Genomic DNA, 17847 nt, shown 5'->3' on the forward strand with positions numbered 1-17847 from the left:
CCTCCTTAGGTCTTACCCAAAACGATTTTACAGAGCGTTTCCACGACCTTGCCGCGGTTCTCTTCGGCCCCGCGGCGCAGGCTTTCCTGCTGGGAGAGGGTCTGCTGCTTTACGCTGGCGGTCAGCTTGTCGGCGTCCGCGCGGGCTACCCCGCACAACACGTCGGCCTTTTTGCCGGCCTCCTTCACGGCGGCCTTAATGGCCTGCTCGCCCTGGTTTTTTGCCTCGGCAACCAGCCGTTCCCCTTCCTCCTTCGCGTTCAGCACTGCCTGGCGCGCTTTCTGCTCGGCATCGCTGATGGCCTGCATGGTCTCTTTTGCCAAACTGTTTCACCTCCTGGTCGGGGATGCCTCAAAGGGCTACCCCTCATGGTTCACCCGGCCGGGCAAAGGGCGTAACCGGTAGCCGGGCGCCTGCTATAAGGGCAGGCCGGTCCCCTGTGGTCCCAGGGCAAGGCCGGCGCTGACCGATTAGCTTGCGACAGGCCTATTATACCTCTTTTGCCGCTAAAAGTCAAAACTAAAAATTATATTCCAGAAGAAAAATAATGCGGTTTTCCGCATAAAAAAACACCGGGGCCCATAAGGCCCCGGTGGGGTTGGTTTTCACACGGTTTTTCCTTGCGGAGAGCCCTTTATCCTTCCGAAGAAGACCCCTCGCTGGAGGTGCTGCTTGTAGAAGAGGAGGCGGTATCTTCCTCGGCAGAGGAGGTGCCGTTCTTGCCCATCACATCGGCTATGGCGGTGGTTTTTACCCCGGCAATGGCCTTGGCGTTGATGGTCACGTCCAGGCCGGCACCTTGCTCCATGGTGTACGCCAGGAAGTCGTCGCCCTTCATGGCGCGCAGCAGGGAGTCCATGCGCTCTTCGTCGGCCAACAGGGCCTCAAAGTCCTGGGTAATATCCAGCTTTTGCACCACATAGTAGCGGCTGGTGGCGTCTATCACAGCGGCCTCCTCATTTTTTAGGGGGAACAGGGCGTCGGAGAACAGGGTGCTCATGGAGCTGTTCCCCATTGCCATAGGCTCGCCTACGGTGGGCTCCTCACTGCTGAGGGTCTTGTGCTTTTCCACGGCCTTGTCAAAGTCCAGCCGGCCGTCGTTGATAAGCTCTACCGTGTCATCCAGCATCTCCCGTACTTCCTTTTTCTCGTCCTCCTCCATATCCACGGCGGTATCGTCCTCGCCGGCCTTGGTCAGGGGGATGGAGAAATACTGGTAATAGGTGTAGTTGTCCAGGTAATAGGCCTTCAAGTCGTCCTCGCTGACCTCCAGCTCGCCGCCCTTGCCATACAGGGCGGGTAGCAGCTTGGCCAGCTTGGTGTTATATACGGCGTAAGTTTCCTTAAAGGAACTCTCTGCCACGCCCAGACCCTCAAAGGCAGACTTGTAATAGCCCCACATGCTGGTGGCCATGCTGTTGATGCTCGCCTGGTCGTCCTCATCCAGCGTCAGGCCCAGCTCGTCAAATTTCTGGCTGACATAGTAGTAAGAGCGCAGATAGGACAGGGCCCGGTCCTCTACCCATGCCTTGGCATCCTTGCCTTCTATCTGGGAGCCGAATACCGCCTGCTCCGTACCCACCTTGCCGGCGGCGTCGGTATAAGCGCTGGTAAGGTAATAGATGTAGCCGCCGATAGGCAGGGTGTTGTCCCCGGCCTTAGCGGCCCAGGCCTTGTCCTCGCTGTAACAGCCGGCCAGCCCGGCGCACAGGGCCAGGGCCAACATAGCGGCCACAGCCCGTTTCAGGATAGTTCTCATGGTCATCATGCCTTTCATCTTAAAATTAATGGTTTGCCTTCCCGGTTTTCCGTCGAACCCGCGCGCTTTTTGCGCGTTCCCGTACATTATAGCGCAAAACCTTTCCGTTGTCCAGCCCTGAAGGGAAGCCTTGTCCACAAAGAAGGGTTTATGACGAAATTCTGGCCTCTGGCAGTGGAGAGTTGGCTACGCCAACTCTTGGGCGTTGATTCCCGGCTGCCGCCTCGGTCGGCGACAATCGCCACCGCCTTTGAAAAGGGCGAGGGCTGCCCTGCTGGCCCCCGCATATGGCCGGCCGGGTTCGGCGCCGCAACACAAAGCGGGGTTTACCCTGGTTGCCATATAATTCTGCCTCCCCCATACCGGCCCTTATGTCAGGCCGGCGCGGATGTTTCGGCCATAATTGCCAGGGTTTCCCCCAGGGCCTGCAAGGGGTCGCTGCCCTTTAGTTTTAGGCTAAGATACGGCCTGCTTCCGGCGCTAAGCATTACCCGGCCGTTCATGGCCTTGATGAGCCGCCCCACCTGCTCCATATCCAGAGCGGCCATATACAGCAGCAGCGCCTCCCCCTGCTGTTTGATCTCCGTCACCCCCAGCCCCGCGGCAGTATTGCGCAGCAGGGCAATGTCAAGCAGCCCCTTCACCGCCTCCGGGGGCTCGCCGAACCGGTCGATCAGTTCGTCGGTCACGTCCAGGGCGTCGGCCTGGTCCTGCACCTGGGCAATGCGCCTATACACTTCCAACCGCAGGTTCACGCTGTCAATATAGCTTTCGGGGATGTGGGCGGGTACCTGCATATCCACCAGGCAGCCTTCATCCACAGGTTTTTTCACCGGTTCGCCCTTCATCAGGCTTACGGCCTCGTTTAGCAGTTTCACGTACATATCGTACCCTACAGCCTCCATGTGGCCATGCTGTTCGCCCCCCAAAATATTGCCAGCCCCCCGTATCTCCAGGTCGCGCATAGCAATTTTGAACCCTGAGCCAAACTCCGTGAACTCCCGGATAGCCGACAGGCGTTTTTGGGCGATCTCCTGCAAAGATTTGTTAGGCGTATAGGTCAGGTAGGCGTAGGCCCGGCGGTTGCTGCGTCCCACCCGGCCCCGTATCTGGTGGAGCTGGGAGAGCCCCATGCGGTCGGCGTTCTCGATGATCAGGGTGTTGGCGCTGGGTACATCCACCCCGGTTTCAATAATGGTGGTGCACACCAGGATGTCGATCTCATGGTCCAGAAGCTGCCGCCACACTTCGCTCAGTTCTTCTTCCTCCATCTTCCCATGGCCAAAGCCCACTCGGGCTTCGGGGATGTCCTGCTGGAGCCTGGCCGCCAACCGGGAGATGGAGGCCGTGTCGTTGTGCAGGTAGTACACCTGCCCGCCCCGGCGCAGTTCCCGGCGGATGGCGTCATAGATCACGCCCCAGTCGTGCTCCATCACATAGGTCTGCACCGGGTGCCGGTCCTGGGGGGCCTCTTCAATCACGGACATATCCCGGATGCCGGAGAGGGCCATGTTCAGGGTGCGGGGGATGGGCGTGGCGGAAAGGGTCAGCACGTCGGCAGCGCTGCACAGGGTTTTTAGCCGTTCCTTCTGGGCCACCCCGAACCGCTGCTCCTCGTCGATGATCACCAGCCCCAGATCCTTGAACTGTACGTCCTTGCTTACCAGCCGGTGGGTACCCACAATGATATCCACCCCGCCCCGTTTGACCTTGCGCAAAATAGCCTCCTGCTGTTTGGGTGTGCGGAAACGGGAGAGCAGTTCCACGTCTATAGGGAACCCTTCCATCCGTTTGAGGATGGTTTGGAAATGCTGCCAGGCCAAAATGGTGGTGGGCACCAAAATGGCGCACTGCTTGCCCCCGGTAACGCACTTGAAAGCCGCCCGCAAAGCTACCTCGGTTTTGCCAAAGCCCACGTCGCCGCACAGCAGGCGGTCCATGGGTACGGCCCGCTCCATATCGTCCTTTATCTCGCTGACGCAGCGTAGCTGGTCCTCTGTTTCGTCGAAGTCAAACCGGGCCTCAAAATCCCGTTGCCATTCCCCGTCCTCCGGGAAGGCAAAGCCCTTTTGCTGCATCCGCTGGGCGTAAAGCTGGATGAGTTCCTTGGCAATATCCTTCACGGCTGCCCGTACCCGGGCCTTTTTCTGCTGCCAGTCGGCGCCCCCCAGCCGGCTGAGTTTAATGCCCGCGTCCTCCCGGGGGCCGATATACTTGGATACCATATCCAGTTGGGTCACGGGCAAATAGAGGGTGTCGTTTTTGGCGTAGCGCACCTTGATATAGTCTTTGGTCACACCGTTCATATCCAGCTTGTGGATGCCCTCAAACACACCGATGCCATGGGACACGTGCACCACATAGTCCCCAGGGGAAAGTTCGGAGAGGCTGGATATTTCCTTGGCGTCTTTGCTTTTCTTGGCACGCTTGGGCTTTTGCTGTACCAGCCTGCCCCGGGCGACCAGCGCAAACCCGGCGTCCGGCCAGTCAAACCCGGCGGAGAGGGAGCCCTCTGCCACCGTGACAGTACCTTTTTGGGCTGTGGAGGGGTTCTCGATATAGCTGGCAGGCAGGCCGTCCCGTTGCAGGTCCTCGGCCAATGCCTTGCCCGCCCGTTCGGTGCCGGAGAGCACCACGCAAGCCCGGCCCTGTTTTAGCAGGGCGGCAAGGTCGTCCTCCAAAAGCTGCACCCCGCCCCCCCAGGCCGGGAACTGCCGCACGGTAAAGTTTACCAGGGTCCGGGTGGGTATTTCATAGGTGCCCCGGGCAAATACATCCATAAAAAGGGTGGGCACCCGCTGGGCCTGGGAGAGGGCGTACTCCCAGGTTTCGCTGTATTTATCCAGGCCCTTGCACAGCAGGCCCTCTTCCAAATAAGAGGCCAGATCCTCCCCCCACTGCATCAGCGTGGTGCGGATGCGCTCCTTCAGCTTGGTGCCCTCGGAGAACACCAGCAGCCCGTCCTCCGGCCCCAAATAATCAAACAATGTGGCAGGCTGTTGGTATACCAGGGGGATGAACTTATCCATGGACCCGATATGCAGGCCTTCGGCAAGCTTTTGGCATTCAGCCTCCAGGGTTTCCCTGGCCTTCGGGGCCCGTTTGCCCCTAAGGGCCTTGCCCACGGCCTCTATCTTTTTGATAAGCCCCGGTACATTGCCTGGGATGACCTCCACACAGGGGGCCAGGGTCACGGTTTCCAGCGGGTCGGTGCGGCGCTGGGTGGAAAGGTCAAAGCTGCTGATGGAGTCGATCTCGTCCCCCCAGAACTCTACCCGCACCGGTTCTTTGGCGCTGGGGGAGAAAAAGTCCACAATGCCACCCCGGCGGCTGAACTGGCCGGGGCCCTCGATCTGGTCCTCCCGGGTGTAGCCGCAGCCCACCAGGGCGGCAAGCAGGCTTTCTATGGCAAGGCCCTGGCCTGGCGCCAGGGTGAGCAGGCGGCAACGCAGATCCTCCGGGCCCAGGGTGAACTGCAAGGCCGCGTCAATGCAGGCGATCAGGCAGTCGCAGCCCCCGTTTTGGAACCGGGTGAGGGCCTCCAGCCGCAGGCGTTCATACTCCCTGGAGGACACGGCGGTATCCCGGAAATTCATGTCCCGCAAGGGGTACTGGGCAGGGCGCAGGCCCAGGGCGGCCAGGTCCTCGGCAAAGCGCTGGCCCTCCGCTTCGTCAGCGGCAAGGATCAAGGGCCGGCGGTGGGTTTCCCGGCACAGGGCGGCAATGGCCACACATTTATGGACGCCGGATAGCCCTGTGACGGCAGCGGGCACCCGCCCCCCGGCCAGGGCCTGGGCGAGCTCCCGGTACCCAGCGGAGCGGGAAAGGGCGGAAAAGATAGAGCGCATAAAGAATCACCTCACAAAAATGGGGGAATGGGTCGCACAAAAGGGGGCCGGATCCGGGGTGCCCACAGCAATTCCCCATATGCCTAAGATATGCCGGGGTTTGCAGTGTGGGGCAGAAACACGGCTTTTCGGTCAGTTATAAAGGTTCATAGCCTGGTCGATGTCCCCTTTTACTATAAGGGCGGCCGCGTCACAGGCATGATCCAGGGCGGCATCCAGTTCCCGCAGTTCGCTTTGGGAGAACCGCGACAGCACCCAGTTGGCCAGGTCATAATCCGGGTGGGGCTTTTGCCCTACCCCCAACTTGATCCGGGGGAACTGGTCGCTCCCGGCCAGGTAAATAATGTTCTTCATGCCGTTGTGCCCCCCGTCGCTCCCTTTGCGGCGCACCCGCAGCCGGCCCGGCTGCAAGTTGATGTCGTCAAAGGCAATCAGTACCTTTTCCGGCGGCACCTTGTAGAAAGACATGGCCTCCTGTACCGACTGGCCGCTCAGGTTCATAAAGGTGCCGGGTTTCAGCAGCAGCACGCCTTTCCCATCCAGTACGCAGGTGCCGGTAACGCCCTTAAAGCGTACCCGGTTGACCGTGGCCCCCAGTTTCTCTGCCAGGCGGTCAATGGCCATAAAACCGGCGTTGTGCCGGGTGCCCACATACTCCCGGCCGGGGTTGCCCAGCCCGGCGATAATGAACTCCACCGGCGCCGCGGCCGGCTGCTTTTTTGAAAAGAGCATAGGCGCCTCCTTATTCGCTGTACGCCAATTTAGCGGGAGGGGATGCCCCCGCCCGCCTGTAACGTGAAATAATATTAGCAGGTTTGCGCCGGTTTTGCAAGGGGCTTTCCCTAAAACCGCAAAAACCATGCCATAAAGCTGCCGGGACTGCCCCTGCCGGGAGGCCCCGGACAGCAGGGGGATCAAAAATTTTTCGAATTTCTTCCAATTCCCTATGGCATTTTTCGGAAATATTTGGTATAATCAGGGCAGTAATCGGAGAAGAGGTATTTTTGATTCCGGTTGAACATTCTTTAGGAGGTTGTTACCAATGAGCCACAAGTATGTTTACCTGTTCAGCGAAGGCGACGGTTCTATGCGCGAGCTGCTGGGCGGGAAGGGCGCGAACCTGGCCGAGATGACCAAGCTGGGCCTGCCGGTGCCCCAGGGTTTTACCATCAGCACCGAGGCCTGCACCCAGTATTACGAGGACGGCCGGAAGATCAATGACGACATCCAGGCGCAGATCATGGAGTATGTAGGCAAGATGGAGGAGATCACCGGCAAAAAGTTCGGCGATAAGACCAACCCCTTGCTGGTGTCCGTGCGTTCCGGCGCCCGTGCATCTATGCCTGGCATGATGGATACCATCCTGAACCTGGGCCTTAACGAAGAGGTCGTGGAGTATATGGCCGAGGCTAGCGGTAACCCCCGCTGGGCCTATGACTGCTACCGCCGGTTTATCCAGATGTACTCCGACGTGGTTATGGAAGTGGGCAAGAAGTATTTTGAGGAACTCATCGACCAGATGAAGGAGAAGAAGGGCGTTACCCAGGACACGGAACTGGACGAGAACGACCTGAAGACCCTGGCCGAGCAGTTCAAGGCTGAGTACAAGCAGAAGATCGGCAGCGAGTTCCCCACCGACCCCAAGGAGCAGTTGATGGGCGCCGTGAAGGCCGTGTTCCGTTCCTGGGACAACCCCCGTGCCAACGTGTACCGCCGTATGAACGAGATCCCCTATAGCTGGGGCACGGCCGTAAACGTGCAGATGATGGCCTTTGGCAACATGGGCGACGATTGCGGCACCGGCGTGGCCTTTACCCGTGACCCCGCCACCGGCGAGAAAAAGCTGATGGGCGAGTTTTTGACCAATGCCCAGGGCGAGGACGTGGTGGCCGGCGTGCGTACCCCCATGCCCATTGCCCAGATGGAGGAGAAATTCCCCGAAGCCTTTGAGCAGTTTAAAAAGGTGTGCGCCCTGCTGGAGGACCACTATAAGGATATGCAGGACATGGAGTTCACCGTGGAGCACGGCAAGCTGTATATGCTGCAAACCCGTAACGGCAAGCGTACCGCCACCGCGGCTATCAAAATTGCCTGCGACCTGATCGACGAGGGCATGAAAACCGAGGAAGAGGCCCTGCTGATGATCGACCCCAAGCAGTTGGACGCCCTGCTCCATCCCCAGTTTGACGCCGCTGCCCTGAAGGCCGCTACCCCCATTGCCAGCGCGCTGGCTGCCTCCCCCGGGGCCGCTTGCGGCAAGATCGTCTTTACCGCCGAGGATGCTGTTGAGCAGGGCGAGAAGGGCGAGAAAGTAGTCCTGGTCCGCCTGGAAACCTCCCCGGAGGACATTGAGGGTATGCATTACTCCCAGGGCATCCTCACCGTGCGCGGCGGCATGACCAGCCACGCGGCGGTGGTTGCCCGCGGCATGGGCACCTGCTGCGTTTCCGGCTGCGGCGCCATTAAGATGGACGAGGCCAACAAGAAGTTCACCCTGAACGGCAAAGAGTACCATGAGGGCGATTATATCTCCCTGGACGGCACCACCGGCAACATCTACGGCGAGGCCATCCCCACCGTGCCCGCCTCCACCGAGGGCGGCTACTTTGGCCGTATCATGGAACTCTCCGACAAATACCGCACCCTGCAAGTGCGCACCAACGCCGACACCCCCAAGGACGCCGCCCAGGCTGTGGCCTTCGGCGCCGAGGGCATTGGCCTGTGCCGCACCGAGCATATGTTCTTTGACCCGGACCGTATCGCGGCCATCCGGGAGATGATCTGCTCCGATACCGTGGAGCAGCGCAAGGCAGCCCTTGCCAAGCTGGAGCCCATGCAGCAGGGCGACTTCGAGAAACTCTACGAGGCGCTGGAGGGCAAGCACGTAAACATCCGGTTCCTGGATCCCCCGCTGCACGAGTTTGTGCCCACCGAGGAGAAGGATATCGAGCTGCTGGCCCAGACCCAGGGCAAGAGCGTGGAGGACATCAAGGCCATTATCTCCGGCCTGCATGAGTTCAACCCCATGATGGGCCACCGTGGCTGCCGCCTGGCCGTCACCTATCCCGAAATCGCCGAGATGCAGACCGAGGCCGTTATCAAGGCTGCCATCAACGTGAACAAGGCCCATCCCGATTGGCATATCGTGCCCGAGATCATGATCCCGCTGGTAGGCGAGATCAAGGAGCTCAAGTTTGTGAAGAAGACTGTGGTGGAAACGGCCGACCGCGTTATCGCCGAGGCAGGCGCCGACCTGCAGTACAAGGTGGGCACCATGATCGAGATCCCCCGCGCGGCCCTGACTGCGGACAAGATCGCCGAGGAGGCCGAGTTCTTCAGCTTTGGCACCAATGACCTGACCCAGATGACCTTCGGGTTCAGCCGTGACGACGCCGGCAAGTTCCTGGGCAGCTACTACGAGAACAAGATCTACGAGAACGATCCCTTTGCCAAACTGGACCAGGAAGGTGTTGGCCAGTTGGTGAAACTGGCCAGCGAGAAGGGCAAGTCCGTGCGCCCCGACATCGTGCTGGGCATCTGCGGCGAGCATGGCGGCGACCCCACTACCATTGAGTTCTGCCACAATGTGGGCCTGACCTACGTTTCCTGCTCCCCCTTCCGGGTACCCATCGCCCGTCTGGCTGCGGCACAGGCTGCTATTAAGAGCAAGTAAGCCCAACCCGTGTATCGCGTAGACAACGGTAAAATGTAATAAAAGCACCCCCGCAGGCACTGGCCTGGGGGGTGCTTTTTGTGGCGGTGTCTTGTCCTCCCCGGCTTGGCGCAGCGCCACCCTTACCATCTTTATAAAACTCCCTTTTCGGAATTGTGTACCCAATGAAAATGAAACAATAAATATACATTGCGGGTGGCTGGTAAATATTTTATTGTCAAATATATAAAGCAGAATTTAGGAGTGTGGTTGTATGAAAAAATGGAGTTATTTATTCACGGCACTTGCAGTTGTACTATCAGACATTATGTGTTTTGTAGTTGCCTATAACTATCGCGGTATGCTTTGTGGTATTGAACATCGTGGTTTTAGTGCTCCTGCCAGCATTGCATTTTTATCTGCTATTCCATTTTTGATAGGAATTATCATGTGTGTGGTTCTGGCAATCAGATTTCATAGAAAAAGCAAGTAACTTCAAGTTTTATGCAATAGGAACATCTTTCCGAAAAGGGAGTTATAAAACCGGGCAAAATATATGACGAGCTGCTAGGGCAATTTTTCAATGCGTTTGGGTGCTACCAGAGAAAACTGGGGCTTGCATTTTCCGGCAAGCCGTGGTATAATACCCCTATATTTGACCGCAAAGAGGTGAAAACAGAGCGATGAAAGAGAATATACATCCCGACTATCAGGAAACCACGATCACTTGCGCCTGTGGCAATGTGATCCATACCCGTTCTACTAAGAAGAACATCAAAGTCGAAATATGTTCCAAATGCCACCCGTTCTTTACGGGCAAGCAGAAACTGGTAGACACCAGCGGCCGCGTGGATATGTTCAAAAAGCGTTATGGCTTGAAATAACCTGGGCCCGGAGGTACTGTTATGAAAAGCCTGCAGAATTTCCTGGATGGGGAAGGTCGCCTGGTCAAGTTCCCCGCAAAGCGCGCCATGCAGCAGCAGGCGCTGGTTTATCTTGCCGGGAAGTTCCAGCCCGGGCAGGCGTATACCGAGCAGGAGGTCAACGGGCTGCTCTGCCAGTGGCATAGTTTCCGTGACCCGGCAACCCTGCGCCGCGCCCTGTGTGACGGCCGGTTTTTGAGCCGGGATCCTTACGGGCGCTGCTACCGGCTGGCCGGGGAGGCTGCCGGGGAAGGGTGTTAGGCCCTTGGGGCAGATCAGCGAGGCTTTGTGTGGCCGCTTGTGCAAATGAAGTCGGCATGAAAGAGGACGGCGTAACCTACGCCGTCTTTTTTGTGTAGGTGGCCGGGCCGGGCTGGCGGAAAGGGGGAAGGGTATGGAGTACGTCACAGTGGCGCAGGAGGGCACGGCTGAGTTTGTGGAAAGGAAGTCCCGGTTTATCGGCAGTTGCCGCCCCGTGGCCACAGAGGAGGAGGCGCTGGCGTTTATTGCCGGGCTGAAAAGCCGGTATTGGGACGCTTCGCACAATGTATATGCATACATCTTGCGGGAAGGGGGCATCCAGCGGTTTTCTGATGACGGCGAGCCCCAGGGCACGGCGGGCATCCCGGTGATAGATACCATGAAAAAAGCGGGTGTTACCGATGCCGTGGTGGTGGCCACCCGGTATTTCGGGGGAATATTGCTGGGGGGTGGCGGGCTGATACGCGCCTATGCCCACACGGCCAGCATTGCCCTGGAGGCGGCCTGCAAAGTGCGCATGAAGGAGTGCCTCCTTATGGAGGTTGCCTGCGGTTATGAGAACTACGGCCGGGTGCAGGCCCTGGTGCCCGAATGCGGCGGCGTGGTAGAGGATACGGCTTTCCTGGAACAGGTGTCCCTGCGGTTCCGCCTGGAGCCGGAACGCCGGGAGGATCTCTGCCGCCGTTTGGCCGACGCTACTGCCGGGCGCGCGCTGCTTTCCGAGGCCGGCAAGAGCTTTTTCCCCTTTGCGCTGGAGGAGTAGGTGGGGCGGGCCAGGGGCTGGTAGGAAAATTTTTTTAAAATTTTTTTGCCCGGCACAAGTATTTTCGCGAAAAAAACCGTATATGTAAATAGACGGGCTTATAGCCCGCACCTTTGAGAGGAGGCGCCCGGCATGACGGTGAGGGAACAGACCGAGCGTTTGGAAAAGCAAGCCCTGGCCCCCTGGGCCATGCCTGCCGCGGACAGCCGGGGGCGCAGGCGGCCAGAGGAACCCTGCCCGTTGCGTACGGCTTACCAGCGGGACCGGGACCGGGTGATCCACTGCAAGTCTTTCCGGCGGCTGAAACACAAGACCCAGGTATTCCTTTCGCCGGAAGGGGACCACTACCGTACCCGCCTTACCCACACCCTGGAAGTGGCCCAGATCGCCCGGACTATTGCACGGGCCCTGCGGCTTAATGAGGATTTGACCGAGGCTGTGGCCATGGCCCATGACCTGGGGCACACGCCCTTTGGCCATGCGGGGGAGCGGGCTTTGGACCAGCTTGTGCCCGGCGGGTTTAAGCACTACCGGCAAAGCCTGCGGGTGATACGCCGGCTGGAAAAAGAGGGCCAGGGCCTTAACCTGACCTGGGAGGTAGAAAACGGCGTGCTCTGCCACACAGAGGGGAAACAGGCCGCTACGGCCGAGGGCCGGCTGGTGCGTTGGGCAGACCGCATCGCCTACATAAACCACGACATTGACGACGCTGTGCGGGCCGGGGTGCTAAGGGAAGAGGATATCCCCGGGGACATTACCCAACTGCTGGGCAGCGGCAAGACCCGGCGCATCACGGCGCTGATCCTCTCTGTGGTGGAGAACAGCCGGGAGGGGGACATTGCTATGGACCCCGCTACCTATGGGGCATACCAGGCCCTGCACGCCTTTATGTACGAGGCCGTGTACCGCAATGCGTACGCCAAAAGCGAGGAGCGCAAGGTTCCCCATATTATGGAGAGCCTCTACCGGTACTTTTTGCAGGTTGACCGGCTGCCGGCGTATATGCAGGCCATCGCGGAGGAAGAGGGCCCGGAGATTGCCGCGGCAGATTTTGTGGCCGGTATGAGCGACCGCTACGCCGTAGCCCAGTACCGGGAACTTTTCATCCCGAAAGCCTGGAACTACTAAGGGCAAGGTAGCGGGCAGGGGCGTAGCGGGTAATGTGCCGCCGGTACGCGAATACAAGAGCTTTGAGGATCCGGCGGTTTTACCGTGGATGAAACCGGGAAACCCCAAGCGGGGGCCGGGACGAGCCTTAAAGCTTTGAAACCCAAAGGGGGGAAGGATATGCCAAAGATACCGCCGGAGTTCATCCGGGAGGTGGAAGAGCGCAGCCGCATAGAGGAGATTGCCCGGAGCCATATAGATTTAAAGCGCCGGGGGAAAAACCTGGTGGGGCTGTGCCCCTTCCACAACGAAAAGACCCCTTCCTTCAACCTGTACCCCGGCAACAACTCCTTTTACTGCTTTGGCTGCGGCAAGGGGGGCGGGGTCATCAACTTTGTCATGGAGATAGAGCGGCTGGACTTTGTAGAGGCCGTGCGCTGGCTTGCCCAGCGGGCCGGGCTGCAGGTGCCGGAGAACGGCCAGGATAACGGCCTGGACCGGCTGCGTACCCGTATTTATGAGATCAACCGGGCGGCAGGGCGGTTTTTTCTGGACACGCTGTTTTCGCCGGAGGGGCGGGCCGGGCTGGCGTATTTCCAGGGCCGGGGGCTGGATGTGAGGACTATCCGCCACTTTGGGCTGGGTTATGCCCCGGAGAGCGGCTTTGGCCTGGTCAACCACCTACGGAAAATGGGCTACACCAAAGAGGAACTGACCCAGGCTGACGTGGCCAGGGTGTCCCAGAAAGGCAACCTGTACGACCGGTACCGGGGGCGGGTGATGTTCCCCATTTTTGACCTGCGAGGCAATGTGGTGGCCTTTGGCGGCCGGGTGCTTACCGACGAAAAGCCCAAGTACATCAACACCAGCGATACCCCGGTCTACCACAAAAGCAGCGGCCTGTTTGCCATGAATTTTGCCAAAAATACGGACAGCCGCCAGTTGATTCTGGCTGAGGGGTATATGGATGTGATAGCCCTGCACCGGGCGGGGTTCCAGAATGCCATTGCGTCGCTGGGTACCTCCCTGACCGATGAGCAGGCCCGTATCATCAAGCGCTACGCCGACGAGGCGGTGATCTGTTATGATGCGGATGAGGCCGGGCAAAAGGCTACCCAGCGGGCCATCCCTATGCTGAAGGACGTGGGCTTGCGGGTGCGGGTGGTGACGGTGCCCGGAGGCAAGGACCCGGATGAGTTTATGCGCAACTACGGCAAGGACGGGCCTACCCGGTTCCGCCTGCTGCTGGAGGGCGGGGCTACGGACGTGGAATACCGCCTGGACCGGCTGCGGCAGCAGTTCGACCTGGAAAGTGACGAGGGCCGGCTACGGTACCTGGGAGCGGCCACGGAGCAGGTGCTGGCAAAGCTCAGCGACCCTATGGAGCAGGATGTGTACGCCGGCAAACTGGCGAAGGAAACTGGCGTGGACCGGCGCAGTATCTTGGGGTCGGTGGACAGGCTCTCGAAAAAAGAGCGGCGCCAGGAGGAAAAAAAGGCTGTGCGGGCCCAGGCTGAGGTGCAGCAGGTTAAGATCTCCCAGAACCCGGAGAAAAAGCAGCGAACCAGGGCCGCTTTGGCGGAGGAGGGGGTCATCGACTACCTGTACAGGCACCAGGATAAGGCGGGGACGCTGCAAAAGCTACTGCCGCCTGAAAAATTTGTGACCGCCTTGAACCGCAGAGTATACGCCGCTATATTGGGCAAAACTATACAAGGTACGGCCACTTTGGGGGATCTGGCGGAGGAGCTGAGCCCTGGTGAAATGGGGGAATTGAGCGGTATTTTGGCACGGCGCGGGGACGCACCGACTACCGGAAGGGATGTGCAGGAATATGTGCGCATCATTTTGGAAGAGGGGCGGTTCGCGGGGGCCGAGTGGGCCAAGACTGCCAGCGACGACGCGATGATGGCTTATCTGGAAGCAATGCGCAAGGCCAAAACCCGGAACGAGGGCCCAAGTTAGGGGCAACTTTCCGGGGGATAGCAAGGGGTTGTCGGGGGGATAGGAGGGGGATAGGAAGGCGGTCTTGAGGGGATAGCAGGCAGGTATTGCGAGGGTATTTTTGTAAAGCTGACAAGCGATCGGCCTTACAGTGGCTGGGCTGCGTTTGGATCGCCGGAAAAAACGGATCCCTTTTTTGGAACGGGATGGGGCGGCGTGATCAGGAGGGCTGACAAGCCAATGGCTTTACGCGTGGTGCGGGCCTGTGCCTGGACCGGCCGCTTATGAGGAAGGCGACAAATGGATTTTGGGGCGCGGGCCGTGGCCGGGAGGCTGGCGGCGGCGCCGGGTGGGGGTAGTTGGTTGGACAAGGCAAAGTGCATGGCGTTTGGGGCTGCTTTTGGGCGGCGGATAGGCGGGCTGTGGCCGGGAGGCTGGCGGCGCTGGGTGGGGGTAGTTGGTTTGACAAGGCAAAGAGTATGGCACTTTGGGCTGCCTTTGGGCGGCGGATGGGCGGGCCGTGGCCGGGAGGCTGGCGGCGGCGCCGGCGCCGGGTGGGGGTAGTTGGTTGGACAAGGCAAAGTGCATGGCGTTTGGGGCTGCTTTTGGGCGGCGGTTATAGATTAGGAATTTGCGGGCTGTATGGCGAGCGGACATAAAGTTTAGGGCCGCCCTTTTTAAAGGGCGGTGGGTCCAGGGCAAAGCCCTGGCGGGTTTGGGCGGAGCCCAACAGGCCTGGGCGGCACCCAGTGGGTCTGGGCAAAGCCCTGGCGGGTTTGGGCGGAGCCCAACAGGCCTGGGCGGCACCCAGTGGGTCTGGGCAGAGCCCAACAGGCCTGGGCGGCACCTAGTGGGTCTGGGCAGAGCCCTGGCGGGTTTGGGCGGAGCCCAACAGGATCTGGGCGGATAAAGGGAACGGTAAAAAGGAAAGGAATGGTGGCGGAATGAGCGCACAGCCGGACAAGAAAACAGTGATCAAGGACCTGGTGGAGATTGGCAAGGCGAAGGGGCAACTGAGCACAAAAGAGATACTGGACGCGCTGGGGGAACTGGACTTTGACCCGGAACAGATAGAGAAGTTCTACGACACGCTGGAGAGCCAGGGCGTGGAGATTGTAGAGGACTTTGATATGTTGCAGTTGGACGACGCCGACCTGGTGAAAACCAGCGAGGTGGCCGAACTGGAGGGGGGCGAAGGCATTGCCATTGACGACCCGGTGAAGGTCTACCTGAAGGAGATTGGCCGGGTGCCCCTGCTGACCCCCGAAGAAGAGGTGGAGCTGGCGGTGCGCATCAACAACGGGGACGAGGCCGCCAAAAAGCGCCTTTCGGAGGCCAACCTGCGGCTGGTGGTGAGCATTGCCAAACGCTATGTGGGCCGGGGGATGCACTTTCTGGACCTGATCCAGGAAGGGAACCTGGGGCTTATCAAGGCGGTGGAGAAGTTCGACTACACCAAGGGCTTTAAGTTTTCCACCTACGCCACCTGGTGGATCCGGCAGGCCATCACCAGGGCCATTGCCGACCAGGCCCGCACCATCCGCATACCGGTGCATATGGTGGAAACCATCAACAAAGTAAAAAAGGCCAACAGCCAACTGCTGCACGTGAACGGCCGGGAGCCCAGCGCCGATGAGATTGCCGAGGAACTGGAGATGCCGGTGGACAAGGTGCGGGAGATTATGCGGGTGGCCCAGGAGCCGGTGTCCATGGAAACGCCCATTGGCGAGGAGGAGGACAGCCACCTGGGGGACTTTATCGAGGACCACGAGGCCCCGGCCCCCCAGGACGCTGCCAGCCACACGCTGCTGAAGGAAACCTTGGGCAATGTGCTGGACTCGCTGACCACCAGGGAGGAAAAGGTGCTGCGGCTGCGCTTTGGGCTGGAGGACGGCCGGAGCCGTACCCTGGAAGAGGTGGGGAAGGAATTTAACGTGACCAGGGAGCGCATACGCCAGATAGAGGCCAAGGCCCTGCGGAAACTGCGGCACCCCAGCCGCTCGAAAAAGCTGAAGGATTTTCTGGACTGAGGAAAGGCGGGAGGGAGTTCTTATGAGAGGGATGTACAAAAGGCTGGGCGGCGGGCTCTGCGCGCTGCTGATGGGCTTCCTCCTGGCAGGATGTGAGGCCCCTGTGGATGGGGGCGCCATCCTGGCGGGCGGGGAAGGGGCCTCCCAGGCGCGGGAGAATGCATCCTCCCGGCAGGGAGAAAGCGCTTGGGAGGCGGGCGGCCCTACCGCGCAGCCGCCTGCCTGGGAGAACGGCGCTGTGCCTGCCGGGGAACCTGGGCTGCTGACGGAAGAACAGGCAAAGGAACAGGCCCTGGCTCATGGGAGCCTCTCTGCCGGAGAGGTGGAATTTACCAAAGTGAAACTGGACCGGGAGAACGGGCGGCAGGTCTATGAGATAGAGTTTGTGACCGGGGACCGGGTGGCGTATGACTATGAGATAGACGCGGCGAGCGGAGAGGTGCTGGCCTGGGAGCGGGAGGACGCCCCCGGAGCGGATTCTACCCGGCAGCCGGCACAGGACCCTGGGCAGGAGGTTATCTCTATGGAAGAGGCCAAAGATATCGCCCTGGCAAAGGTGCCGGGGGCGTCGGCGGAGGATATTGTGCAGTTTAAGACAGAATGGGAGAACGGACGGACCGTGTATGAAGGGGAGATCCTGTTCGGCGGAATGGAATATGAATTTGCGATAGACGGAGCCACCGGCACGGTGTTGGAGTGGGACGCGGAGGCCTTTGACCATTGAGCCCGTGTGGACGGCCCCTGCCCATGAGCATGGCCCGAAGGCGGAGAACAGGCCCCTTAGGCCGGAGCGGAAACGGAGAAATGGCATGGTAATGACGTTGGAGGCGGACTACGCCGTGAGGATTGTGGAATACCTGACCCGGAACCAGGGCCGCCAGGACGCGGGGACGATCTCGGAAAAAATGCAGGTGCCCATGCGGTTCTGCCTGAAGATATTGCGGGGGCTGGTGAAGGAAGGGCTGGTGTGCTCGTTTAAAGGGGCCAAGGGGGGATACTGCCTGGCCCGGCCCGCGGGGGAGATCACCCTTTTGCAGGTGATAGAGAGCGTGGAGGGGCCGTATATGCTCAGCCGCTGCCAGGAAGAGGCCTATAGCTGCGGCCGGGCCCATTGCAGGCTGCATACCATCTACGAACAGGTGAGCGGTATGGTGCGCCGGGAACTGGGCGGGTATACCTTTGCGGCGATCTGCCGGGAGGGGGAGGCCGGTGGGCCGGACAGCCGGACAAGCCAGGAAGGCGGCGGGGGCCTGCCGGCAAATAAGGAGTAAGGCGTGTGGCCGCGAAGTAGGCGGGAGCATGAGAGAGGGGGGATATGGAACATGGTACCAGTGCTGCTGATGCGCCGGAACTACATCCTGAAGAAACTGCGCCGTTGCGGGGCTGTTTCGCCCCAAACTGCCGTTACCTTTGAACAGGCCGGCGTTTTTAACCCCAGGGGGTTCCCAAGGGTGACCCGGATCATGGTGAAACGTGGATGGCTGGCCCAGATAGGGGACAGATTTTATTTAGCTAAATGAAAAGGAAGTGAGCGAGCCTTCAAAGGAAGAGAACCCCAGC

General features: G+C 59.9%; 15 protein-coding genes. 11 read left to right on the forward strand and 4 right to left on the reverse strand.

The features are described from left to right. Positions 1 to 5 precede the first annotated feature (5 nt). The 4 genes from U8U01_RS02025 to pth all read right to left on the reverse strand — a co-directional run bounded on the left by U8U01_RS02025 (position 6) and on the right by pth (position 6339). Entirely contained in the window at positions 6 to 323 is a 318-nt protein-coding gene (locus U8U01_RS02025; protein WP_322169591.1) for a hypothetical protein, read from the reverse strand. Positions 324 to 634: 311 nt separating this feature from the next. Beyond that, positions 635 to 1777 (reverse strand): hypothetical protein, encoded by a 1143-nt coding sequence (locus U8U01_RS02030; RefSeq protein ID WP_322169594.1) that lies wholly within the window; start codon positions 1775 to 1777, stop codon positions 635 to 637. Between the two features lie 356 nt (positions 1778 to 2133). After that, complete coding sequence (gene mfd / locus U8U01_RS02035) at positions 2134 to 5607, reverse strand: transcription-repair coupling factor (RefSeq protein WP_322169597.1); 3474 nt, start codon at positions 5605 to 5607, stop codon at positions 2134 to 2136. Positions 5608 to 5739: 132 nt separating this feature from the next. Then, on the reverse strand, positions 5740 to 6339 hold the full coding sequence (pth, locus tag U8U01_RS02040) for an aminoacyl-tRNA hydrolase (RefSeq protein ID WP_322169600.1): 600 nt from the start codon (positions 6337 to 6339) through the stop codon (positions 5740 to 5742). 310 nt (positions 6340 to 6649) lie between these two features. Between pth and ppdK the strand changes: the two genes are divergently transcribed. The 11 genes from ppdK to U8U01_RS02095 all read left to right on the forward strand — a co-directional run bounded on the left by ppdK (position 6650) and on the right by U8U01_RS02095 (position 17807). Next, entirely contained in the window at positions 6650 to 9280 is a 2631-nt protein-coding gene (ppdK, locus tag U8U01_RS02045) for a pyruvate, phosphate dikinase (protein WP_322169603.1), read from the forward strand. A gap of 253 nt (positions 9281 to 9533) precedes the next feature. Then, positions 9534 to 9752, forward strand: a complete 219-nt coding sequence (locus U8U01_RS02050; protein ID WP_322169606.1) for a hypothetical protein — start codon at positions 9534 to 9536, stop codon at positions 9750 to 9752. Between the two features lie 190 nt (positions 9753 to 9942). Next, on the forward strand, positions 9943 to 10143 hold the full coding sequence (rpmE, locus tag U8U01_RS02055; protein WP_066536507.1) for a 50S ribosomal protein L31: 201 nt from the start codon (positions 9943 to 9945) through the stop codon (positions 10141 to 10143). Positions 10144 to 10164: 21 nt separating this feature from the next. After that, positions 10165 to 10443 carry a DUF2087 domain-containing protein gene (locus U8U01_RS02060; protein ID WP_322169609.1) on the forward strand — a complete coding sequence of 93 codons (279 nt, stop codon included), beginning with the start codon at positions 10165 to 10167 and terminating at the stop codon, positions 10441 to 10443. A gap of 133 nt (positions 10444 to 10576) precedes the next feature. Continuing rightward, positions 10577 to 11206: an IMPACT family protein gene (locus U8U01_RS02065; protein WP_322169613.1), complete on the forward strand. Its 630-nt coding sequence runs from the start codon at positions 10577 to 10579 to the stop codon at positions 11204 to 11206. A gap of 132 nt (positions 11207 to 11338) precedes the next feature. Beyond that, positions 11339 to 12334 carry a deoxyguanosinetriphosphate triphosphohydrolase gene (locus U8U01_RS02070; RefSeq protein WP_322169616.1) on the forward strand — a complete coding sequence of 332 codons (996 nt, stop codon included), beginning with the start codon at positions 11339 to 11341 and terminating at the stop codon, positions 12332 to 12334. A 159-nt stretch (positions 12335 to 12493) separates the two neighbouring features. Continuing rightward, positions 12494 to 14278: a DNA primase gene (dnaG, locus tag U8U01_RS02075; RefSeq protein ID WP_322169619.1), complete on the forward strand. Its 1785-nt coding sequence runs from the start codon at positions 12494 to 12496 to the stop codon at positions 14276 to 14278. 923 nt (positions 14279 to 15201) lie between these two features. After that, on the forward strand, positions 15202 to 16287 hold the full coding sequence (gene rpoD, locus U8U01_RS02080; protein ID WP_322169622.1) for an RNA polymerase sigma factor RpoD: 1086 nt from the start codon (positions 15202 to 15204) through the stop codon (positions 16285 to 16287). Positions 16288 to 16309: 22 nt separating this feature from the next. Beyond that, positions 16310 to 17011, forward strand: a complete 702-nt coding sequence (locus U8U01_RS02085; protein WP_322169625.1) for a PepSY domain-containing protein — start codon at positions 16310 to 16312, stop codon at positions 17009 to 17011. Further along, the gene (locus U8U01_RS02090; RefSeq protein ID WP_322169628.1) at positions 17001 to 17558 is read left to right on the forward strand and encodes an RrF2 family transcriptional regulator; all 558 of its coding nucleotides are present in this window, start codon (positions 17001 to 17003) and stop codon (positions 17556 to 17558) included. The genes U8U01_RS02085 and U8U01_RS02090 overlap by 11 nt, the downstream gene beginning before the upstream one ends. Positions 17559 to 17609: 51 nt before the next feature. Further along, the gene (locus tag U8U01_RS02095) at positions 17610 to 17807 is read left to right on the forward strand and encodes a hypothetical protein (RefSeq protein WP_322169631.1); all 198 of its coding nucleotides are present in this window, start codon (positions 17610 to 17612) and stop codon (positions 17805 to 17807) included. The last annotated feature ends 40 nt before the right edge of the window (positions 17808 to 17847 follow it).

Source organism: Acutalibacter caecimuris, from assembly GCF_034335085.1.
GTDB classification, from domain to species: Bacteria; Bacillota; Clostridia; order Oscillospirales; family Acutalibacteraceae; genus Acutalibacter; species Acutalibacter caecimuris.

Bases quoted from the DNA above. Each gene is read 5' to 3' on its own strand.
- U8U01_RS02030 (WP_322169594.1), bottom strand. From the start codon at position 1,777: ATGAAAGGCATGATGACCATGAGAACTATCCTGAAACGGGCTGTGGCC.
- mfd (WP_322169597.1), bottom strand. From the start codon at position 5,607: ATGCGCTCTATCTTTTCCGCCCTTTCCCGCTCCGCTGGGTACCGGGAG.
- pth (WP_322169600.1), bottom strand. From the start codon at position 6,339: ATGCTCTTTTCAAAAAAGCAGCCGGCCGCGGCGCCGGTGGAGTTCATT.
- ppdK (WP_322169603.1), top strand. From the start codon at position 6,650: ATGAGCCACAAGTATGTTTACCTGTTCAGCGAAGGCGACGGTTCTATG.
- U8U01_RS02050 (WP_322169606.1), top strand. From the start codon at position 9,534: ATGAAAAAATGGAGTTATTTATTCACGGCACTTGCAGTTGTACTATCA.
- rpmE (WP_066536507.1), top strand. From the start codon at position 9,943: ATGAAAGAGAATATACATCCCGACTATCAGGAAACCACGATCACTTGC.
- U8U01_RS02060 (WP_322169609.1), top strand. From the start codon at position 10,165: ATGAAAAGCCTGCAGAATTTCCTGGATGGGGAAGGTCGCCTGGTCAAG.
- U8U01_RS02065 (WP_322169613.1), top strand. From the start codon at position 10,577: ATGGAGTACGTCACAGTGGCGCAGGAGGGCACGGCTGAGTTTGTGGAA.
- U8U01_RS02070 (WP_322169616.1), top strand. From the start codon at position 11,339: ATGACGGTGAGGGAACAGACCGAGCGTTTGGAAAAGCAAGCCCTGGCC.
- dnaG (WP_322169619.1), top strand. From the start codon at position 12,494: ATGCCAAAGATACCGCCGGAGTTCATCCGGGAGGTGGAAGAGCGCAGC.
- rpoD (WP_322169622.1), top strand. From the start codon at position 15,202: ATGAGCGCACAGCCGGACAAGAAAACAGTGATCAAGGACCTGGTGGAG.
- U8U01_RS02085 (WP_322169625.1), top strand. From the start codon at position 16,310: ATGAGAGGGATGTACAAAAGGCTGGGCGGCGGGCTCTGCGCGCTGCTG.
- U8U01_RS02095 (WP_322169631.1), top strand. From the start codon at position 17,610: ATGGTACCAGTGCTGCTGATGCGCCGGAACTACATCCTGAAGAAACTG.